7 protein-coding genes, 1 tRNA gene and 1 pseudogene are annotated in these 6,937 nt (G+C 64.2%); 6 read left to right on the top strand and 3 right to left on the bottom strand.

All coding sequences use genetic code 11. The annotated features are described in order from the left end of the window. The first annotated feature begins 179 nt into the window (after positions 1–179). Positions 180–256 (top strand) — tRNA-Arg (locus VFG49_RS09000). A 321-nt stretch (positions 257–577) separates the two neighbouring features. On the opposite strand, the gene VFG49_RS08995 is transcribed toward VFG49_RS09000, so the two are convergent. Continuing rightward, positions 578–3,094 (bottom strand): TonB-dependent receptor, encoded by a 2,517-nt coding sequence (locus VFG49_RS08995; protein WP_324859611.1) that lies wholly within the window; start codon positions 3,092–3,094, stop codon positions 578–580. A 219-nt stretch (positions 3,095–3,313) separates the two neighbouring features. Here VFG49_RS08995 and VFG49_RS08990 point away from each other — a divergent pair, with 219 nt between their 5' ends. From VFG49_RS08990 to VFG49_RS08975, 4 genes are read left to right on the top strand one after another with little or no spacing between them, the layout of a single operon-like run. Next, a complete protein-coding gene (locus VFG49_RS08990) occupies positions 3,314–3,739 on the top strand; it encodes a YeeE/YedE family protein (protein ID WP_324859609.1) in 426 nt (141 codons plus the stop codon). Further along, the gene (locus VFG49_RS08985; RefSeq protein ID WP_324859607.1) at positions 3,736–4,176 is read left to right on the top strand and encodes a DUF6691 family protein; all 441 of its coding nucleotides are present in this window, start codon (positions 3,736–3,738) and stop codon (positions 4,174–4,176) included. Before VFG49_RS08990 ends, VFG49_RS08985 begins: the two co-directional genes overlap by 4 nt. Then, positions 4,173–5,039, top strand: coding sequence for an MBL fold metallo-hydrolase (locus tag VFG49_RS08980; protein WP_324859605.1), 867 nt, complete (start codon positions 4,173–4,175; stop codon positions 5,037–5,039). The genes VFG49_RS08985 and VFG49_RS08980 overlap by 4 nt, the downstream gene beginning before the upstream one ends. Positions 5,040–5,055: 16 nt before the next feature. Continuing rightward, complete coding sequence (locus VFG49_RS08975) at positions 5,056–5,403, top strand: metalloregulator ArsR/SmtB family transcription factor (RefSeq protein ID WP_324859603.1); 348 nt, start codon at positions 5,056–5,058, stop codon at positions 5,401–5,403. Positions 5,404–5,517: 114 nt separating this feature from the next. On the opposite strand, the gene VFG49_RS08970 is transcribed toward VFG49_RS08975, so the two are convergent. Then, positions 5,518–5,724 carry a CsbD family protein gene (locus tag VFG49_RS08970; RefSeq protein WP_324859601.1) on the bottom strand — a complete coding sequence of 69 codons (207 nt, stop codon included), beginning with the start codon at positions 5,722–5,724 and terminating at the stop codon, positions 5,518–5,520. Positions 5,725–5,986: 262 nt separating this feature from the next. On the opposite strand from VFG49_RS08970, the gene VFG49_RS08965 reads away from it, so the two are divergent. After that, positions 5,987–6,538 (top strand): HdeD family acid-resistance protein, encoded by a 552-nt coding sequence (locus VFG49_RS08965; protein WP_324859599.1) that lies wholly within the window; start codon positions 5,987–5,989, stop codon positions 6,536–6,538. 57 nt (positions 6,539–6,595) lie between these two features. Here VFG49_RS08965 and VFG49_RS08960 read toward each other — a convergent pair. Further along, positions 6,596–6,937, bottom strand: a pseudogene (locus tag VFG49_RS08960) (hypothetical protein); the annotation flags it as partial.

Raw genomic sequence — 6,937 nt, 5'->3', positions numbered from 1 at the left:
GCTCCGTCGGCAATCGCGCATTGGGTGCGCTCCTACATTAGTCTGTCGACGCATGCAGGCCCGGTGCTGCCACGACCGCGCCGGATAGCCGCCCGCATGGGCGCTCGCGCCCAACTCCGCTATACTGCGCGTCCGCCGTGGGCGAGGGGCTTCGCCTCGATACCCGCGCCAACGCTCATGCGCCCGTAGCTCAGCCGGATAGAGTAGTGGCTTCCGAAGCCATTGGTCGGGGGTTCGAATCCCTCCGGGCGCGCCATCTTCCAGAAGGGCCACTGCCATGCAGTGGCCCTTTTGCTTGGTGGGGCCACGACACGCCGACCCTGGTCGGGACGCACCTCGTGGCCACGCGCACTGACGCTTTTGGCCTTCCACCTTCGCGGCGGGCGTGGTTGGCCGTTGTTATTGCAGCGCTGAGGACGCAGGCAGGCGAACCATCTGCTCCTGCATCGCCATGCCGGCCTGGGTCGAGCGTTCGCCACAGACGGAAACGCCCGCCGCACATGTCGTCGCGGCGGGCGTTGCGTTGTAGCGGCGAGCACTGCGCGATCCACCGCGCAGCACTCGCGATGTCACCCGATCAGAACTTCACGCGGAACTCCGCACCCCACATGCGCGGCGGCGTGATGTACGCGTAGGGCGTACCCAGCACCGACTGCGAGATGGTGCCCAGTCCGCTCACGTACTGCTTGTTGAACAGATTGTTGACGTACAGCGCCACGCCCCAGCGGTTGCCCGGTGCGGACCAGTCGAGGCGTAGGTCTGTGCGTTCCTGCGCCTTGTTGAGGCTGAAGTTGGTCGGCAGCGCACACTTGCCCTGGTACACCGAGGCGTCGTTGCAGCGCATGGGTCCGCGGAAACCATAGTTCGCGTTGAAGCTGAGGTTGCCGTTGGCCACGTCGTGCCAGGTGTAGCCACCGCTCACCGAGTAGGACACCTTCGGTTCGCTCACCGGCTGGCCCGACACGTCGGTATAGACGATCTGGTTCGTCGTGCTGAGGCCGGTGGGTATCTTGGCCGAGGTGTAGGTGGAATCGATGTAGCCACCGTTGAAGGCCAGGCGCAGGTCGTCCAGCGGCACCCACTCCACCTGCAGGTCCAGGCCCTTCGCTTCCTGGTTGGTATTGCTGACCTGGTATTCCGGCACGTTGAAGCCGGCCGTGGTCGGGATCACCGTCAGCGTCTGCACGTTGTCGTAGCGGTAGTAGTAGATCGAGCCGTTCACCAGCAGGTTCTGGTCGGGGAACGTCGCCTTGAAACCGGTTTCCAGGTTCCACACGCGCTCGGGTGCGAATTCAGCGCCCGGCTCGGTGCCGTCATAGCCGCCGGCCTTGTAGCCCTTGGCCACTGACACGTAGCCCATCATGTCCGGCGAGAACTTGTAGGACAGCACCAGTCGCGGGCTGAAGTCGTTCCAGCTGGCGTTCTTCTTGACGTTCTCGTTGACGGACGTGGCGAAGATCTGGTTCTGCTGCAGCAGCGCGACCAGCTGTTGGCCCGTCACCTTGCCGCCGGTGAGCAGCGATACCAGGTTGAGCAGGCCGGCCTGTTGCATCTGCGCGAGCGTGTTGTCCAGCTCGGGCGCCGAACGCGTCGGCGTGTACCAGCTGAAGTCCTTGTTGTCGTGCGTGTAGCGCAGGCCGGTGGTGAGATCCCACTTGTCGTCCAGGTGCCAGATGACGTCGCCATACGCGGCGCCGGCGCTGTAGCGGCCGTGGTTGGTGATGGTCTCGGTCCACGGATCGCCCAGCAGGCGATAGGGCAGGCCGATCGCCTGCAGCACCGAATCGAAGTAGCCGAAGATCGTGCCGGTGGGCGTGTACTGCTGGCCCACGCCGGTGTTGAGCGCCAGCGTGTCGTACGTGTCGGTGTTCACGCGCGCCAGGTTGGTCTGGTTGGCGTGCTCCTGGTAGTAGCTGGCGCCAGCCACCCAGTCCATCAGGTCGGTATTGCCGGTGAATTTGAACTCCTGGTACCAGGTGTTGCCGTCGCCGATCACGCCGGTGTTGAGGTACTCGGGAATCTGCTGCAGGCCGGTGCCGTTCTCCACGTGGGACATGCCGTAGCCGGTCCAGTTGGTGGTGGAGGTAAAGGTGCCCCAGCGGAAGTTGTGGTCGAGCGTCAGCGTCCAGTCGTTGAGGTTGCGCTCTTCGCGGCCATCGGTGGCGCTGTTGTAGAACGGCGCGTGGATCGGGTCGTAGAACGTCGACGGATTGGCCGGGAACGGCGCGCGCGCATACAGGTTGTCGGCCGGCATGGGCACCAGGCCCACGTCCATGCGCGAAGGCTGCTTCACGCGATCATGGTCGTAGGCGAGCTTCAGCTGCGTGTCGTCGGTGATGTTCCAGCGATAGACGGCGCGTGCGCCCCACTCGTCGTCCTTGCCGTAATGCTGGCCAGTGGCTGCGTCCTGCTTCCAGCCGTCGCTCTGGTTGTCCACCACGCTGACGCGCAGTGCCATGTCGCTGTTGAGCGGGATGTTCACCAGGGCATCGGCATAGCGCTTGCCGTAGTTGCCCACGCGCACACGCGCATTGCCCTCGAAGCGGTCAACGGGGTCGTTGGTGATGATGGAGATCGCGCCGGCCGCCGTATTGCGGCCGAACAGCGTGCCCTGCGGGCCCTTCAGCACTTCCACGCGCGCGATGTCGTTGAACGCCATCAGCGAGCCGCCGCTGCGCGTCTGGTAGATGCCGTTGATGTAGACGCCGACGGCCGAATCGGTGCCGATGCCGAAGTCGTTGGTCTCGATGCCGCGCAGGCGATAGGTCGGCTGCGTGGCGTCGGTGTTGTCCACTACCAGGCCGGGCACGAACAGGTTCATGTGGCTGAGGTCGGTGGCCGCCACGGCGTCGAGCTGCTTGGCCGTGACGATGTCCATCGCAATGGGCACCTCCTGCATTTCCTGCGTGCGGCTCTGCGCCGTCACGGTGACCTGCTCGAGCTTGGTGGCATTGGCCGTGGACGGCTTTTTCGCCGTCGGATCGACCGTCTGCCCGGTCGGAGCTTCCTGCGCAAAGGCGGGTGCCGCGCCGGCCGAGACCAACATGAGGGCGCAGGCGATGCCCGAGGCAAGGCCCCTTTTACGGATATGCATAGATTGGAAATCCCCTGGTAGATATGGCGGTGCAGCCCGTCTGGCGTACCGGCCATCTCCCCGCCGGTGCATCAATACGTAACCGCATGTTCCCGTGCCTGCGGTCGGGATGTACAGATGCGCCGCAACATGGCGGCGGGCAGCGGCTCAACCCGTGCTGCGACAGCGTTGCCGCAGGATATATTAGAACCATTGAATATATGTATTGCGAGGAACGCCATGCATCCCTGGCTACTGTCCGCCCTTGGCGGCGTGTTGATCGGACTATCAGCGATCCTGCTGATGGGAACACTCGGACGCATTGCCGGCATCAGCGGCATCGCTGGCGGGCTCGCCACGGGCGCAACCGATCGCGGCTGGCGATGGGCTTTCCTGGCCGGGCTGGTGATAGCGCCCTTGCTGTTGGCGTGGCTGCGTGGCGACAGCGGTATCGGCTTACCGCAAGTGTCGTGGCCATGGATGGCGATGGCGGGGCTGCTGGTGGGCATCGGCACGCGACTCGGCGGCGGCTGCACCAGCGGACATGGCGTCTGCGGCATTGCGCGATTGTCGCCGCGATCGCTGGCGGCCACCCTGGTCTTCGTGCTCACCGGCGTGGCGACCGTGTTCGTGGTACGCCATCTGCTGGGAGGTGCCAGCGCATGAAGATCGCCGTGGCCATCCTCGCGGGACTGCTGTTCGGACTGGGCCTGAGCATCTCCGGCATGACGCAGCCGGCGGTCGTGCTGGGCTTCCTCGACGTGGCGGGCCAGTGGAACTCGCGGCTGTTGTTCGTCATGGCCGGCGCCGTGCTCACCACGGCCATCGGCTATCGGCTGGTATGGCAGCGTGGCCGTCCATCGTTCGGAGGCGCTTTTCTTATGCCAGCCCCGCAGCGCGTGGATGGACGCCTATTGCTCGGCGCAGCGTTGTTCGGCATCGGCTGGGGATTGGCGGGCTATTGTCCCGGCCCCGCCTTGGCTTCGCTGGGCGCTGGACTGTGGCCGGTAGGCTTGCTCGTGCTGATGATGGTGGTGGGATGGTGGCTGGCGGCGAAGTTGCCGGTGCGCCGCGACGAAAAGGCAGCGAGGCTGAATCCATGAACCGACCGGACGTGAAAGCCTTCTTCGACGAGGCCACCTATACCTTCAGCTACGTGGCGTGGGATCCGCAGAAACGGCAGGCCGCCGTGATCGACAGCGTGCTGGATTACGATGCTGCTTCGGGCCGGATCCGCCACGATGCCGCCGACGCCATCATCGCCTTCATTGCAGCGCAGTCACTGACAGTGCAATGGATCATCGACACGCATGTGCATGCCGATCATTTGTCCGCGGCGCCCTATGTGAAATCGCGCCTTGGCGGAACGCTGGCGATAGGCGAACACATCTGCGCCATCCAGCAAACCTTCGGCGACCTCTTCAATGTCGAGCCCACGTTCCGTCGCGACGGCAGCCAGTTCGATCATCTCTTCAAGGATGGCGAACGCTATCGGCTTGGCGACATCGACGCGGTTGCATTGCACACGCCGGGCCACACGCCGGCATGCATGACGCATGTGATCGGTGATGCCGCCTTCGTCGGCGATACGCTGTTCATGCCTGACTACGGCACCGCGCGTTGCGATTTCCCCGGCGGCGACGCGCGCACGCTCTATCGCTCGATCCAGCGCATTTTCTCGCTGCCCGGTAACACGCGCATCTTCCTGTGCCACGACTACAAGGCGCCCGGCCGCGATGCCTACGCCCACGAAACCACCGTGGACGCCGAGCGCGAGGCCAACATCCATGTGCGCCACGGCACCGACGAGGATGCCTTCGTGCAGATGCGCGAAAGCCGCGATGCGACGCTGGCCGTGCCGCGGCTATTGCTGCCGTCGGTGCAGGTGAACATGCGTGGCGGCCAGTTGCCGGATGCCGAAGGCAACGGCGTCAGCTATCTCAAGATTCCGCTCAACGCATTCTGATGCGCCGCGCGCAGCCATGAATCGTCGACGCACTCCCGCTACCGCGCGCCGAGCCAGGCCGGAAGCCCACACCAAAGCGATGCAGCGCCACGCGGATGAGGCGGTGGCTGTGCTCAAGGCGATGGGCAGTCCCAATCGACTGCTCTTGCTGTGCCAATTGCTGGAGGGCGAGCGCTCCGTCAACTACCTGGCGGCCTCGCTGGATCTCGCGCAAAGCGTGGTATCCCAGCATCTATCGCTGTTGCGCCGCGAAGAACTCGTATCCGGTCGCCGCGAAGGGCAATCGGTGTTCTACGCCATCAGTGATCCGCGGGTGCACGCATTGATGGCGCGCCTGTTCGAACTGTTCTGTCGAAACGACTGAAGCTGAGCCCCGCCCCTGTAGGAACGCACCGAGCGCGCGACCGTGGCCGCATCGTAGGCCACCACTCGGCAAAGGTAAGCCGCACGCAGGGTGCGCTCCTACAGGAGAAAGCAATCAGTGGTGGCGAAGCTCTTTTTCGAAGGCCTTCACCTCGCGCTCGGCCTCGTCGCGTGCCATGCCGTAGCGTTCCTGCAGCCGGCCTGACAGATACTCGGCGTTGCCTTCTGCCACCTTCAGGTCATCGTCGGTGAGCTTGCCCCATTGCTGCTTGATCTTGCCGCTGAGCTGCTTCCAGTTGCCCTGGATGGTGTCTTGGTTCATGCCATTTCCTCGGTGGGGATGGGAAGTGCAATGCGCATTGCGGAGTGGATTCGAACAACGGGAGGGTGAATGGCGCGTGCCTTGAATGTTGCCGGCGGTTAGAGCGGTTCATCGCCGTGTGACGAAACCTGATGGGGCGTTCGCGTCGCGTCGACATCGAAGATGCGTCGATGGCGTCTCGGGGAGGCGGGCGACGGCTCGCCAATGCAGTCTTGCGGCGGATCAACGTCCGCCTGTCGTTTCATCTCACGGAGGGGCTGACATGGTTGCAGTGCTGCAGCGGAGAGTGGGCCGGACGGGATGGCTGCTGGTGTTCTATGGCGTCATCTCGATCCTGTTTGGCTTGAGCGCCCTGGTGTGGCCGGGTAGCACCGTCGTGGCGCTGGCCTGGGCCTTCGGCGTGATGTCGCTGGCAGAGGGCATCGTCAGCGTGTTCGCGCTGTTCAATCGCGAGGTGGCCGTATCGCGTGGATGGCTGGTGCTTTATGCCGTGGCGTCCATCGTGTTCGGCCTGCTGGCGATCTGGCATCCGGTCGCGGTGGTGAGCGTGCTGCTGCTTTTCCTGGCCGCCTGGCTGATCGTTGCGGGCGTTTATCGCATCGTGTTCGCGATCCGCGTGCGCAAGGAGATCGAGGGCGAGTGGATGATCGCGCTCAGCGGCGTGCTGGCGATCGTGCTGGGCCTGATGTTCGTGGCGTATCCGGCTACGGGCTTGCTCACCATTGCCATCTGGATCGGCGTGGCCGCGCTCATCTACGGCATTCTCCAGCTGGTCGCCGGCGTGCGGTTGCAGCGGCTGAAATCACTGCGCTGATCGGGCCAACGAAAAGGGCGCCATGAGGGCGCCCGTTTTCATTCCCGCGCGAACGGGTCAACTGCGTATCACGAAAGCCTCGCTGGCTACCGTCTTGCCATTGAGCGAAATCTCGACCTTGTACTTGCCTTGTGGCCACGCATTCGGGTTCTGCACCTTGAACGTGGTCACGGCGGGGCCATCGGTGGCGATCGACTCGCTGGTGGTGCTGAAAGGCTGCTGCTCCTTGCCGTCCACGTAGCTCCACTTCGCGTTCAGCGTGGCGTTCTGCGTGGTGCCCGTGGTGGCGACGCTGGCATAGATATCCTTGTCCTGCGGCGCGAAGTTGCGCTGCTCCTTGCTGATGGCAAGCGAAGCGTCGACCGCGCTGCCGATCGTCACGGAAGTCACCTTGATGTC

Source organism: Dyella sp., from assembly GCF_035685885.1.
Lineage (GTDB): Bacteria > Pseudomonadota > Gammaproteobacteria > Xanthomonadales > Rhodanobacteraceae > Dyella.
Note: the sequence above shows the minus strand (reverse complement) of the source record. Positions and strands in the feature narration are given on the sequence as shown.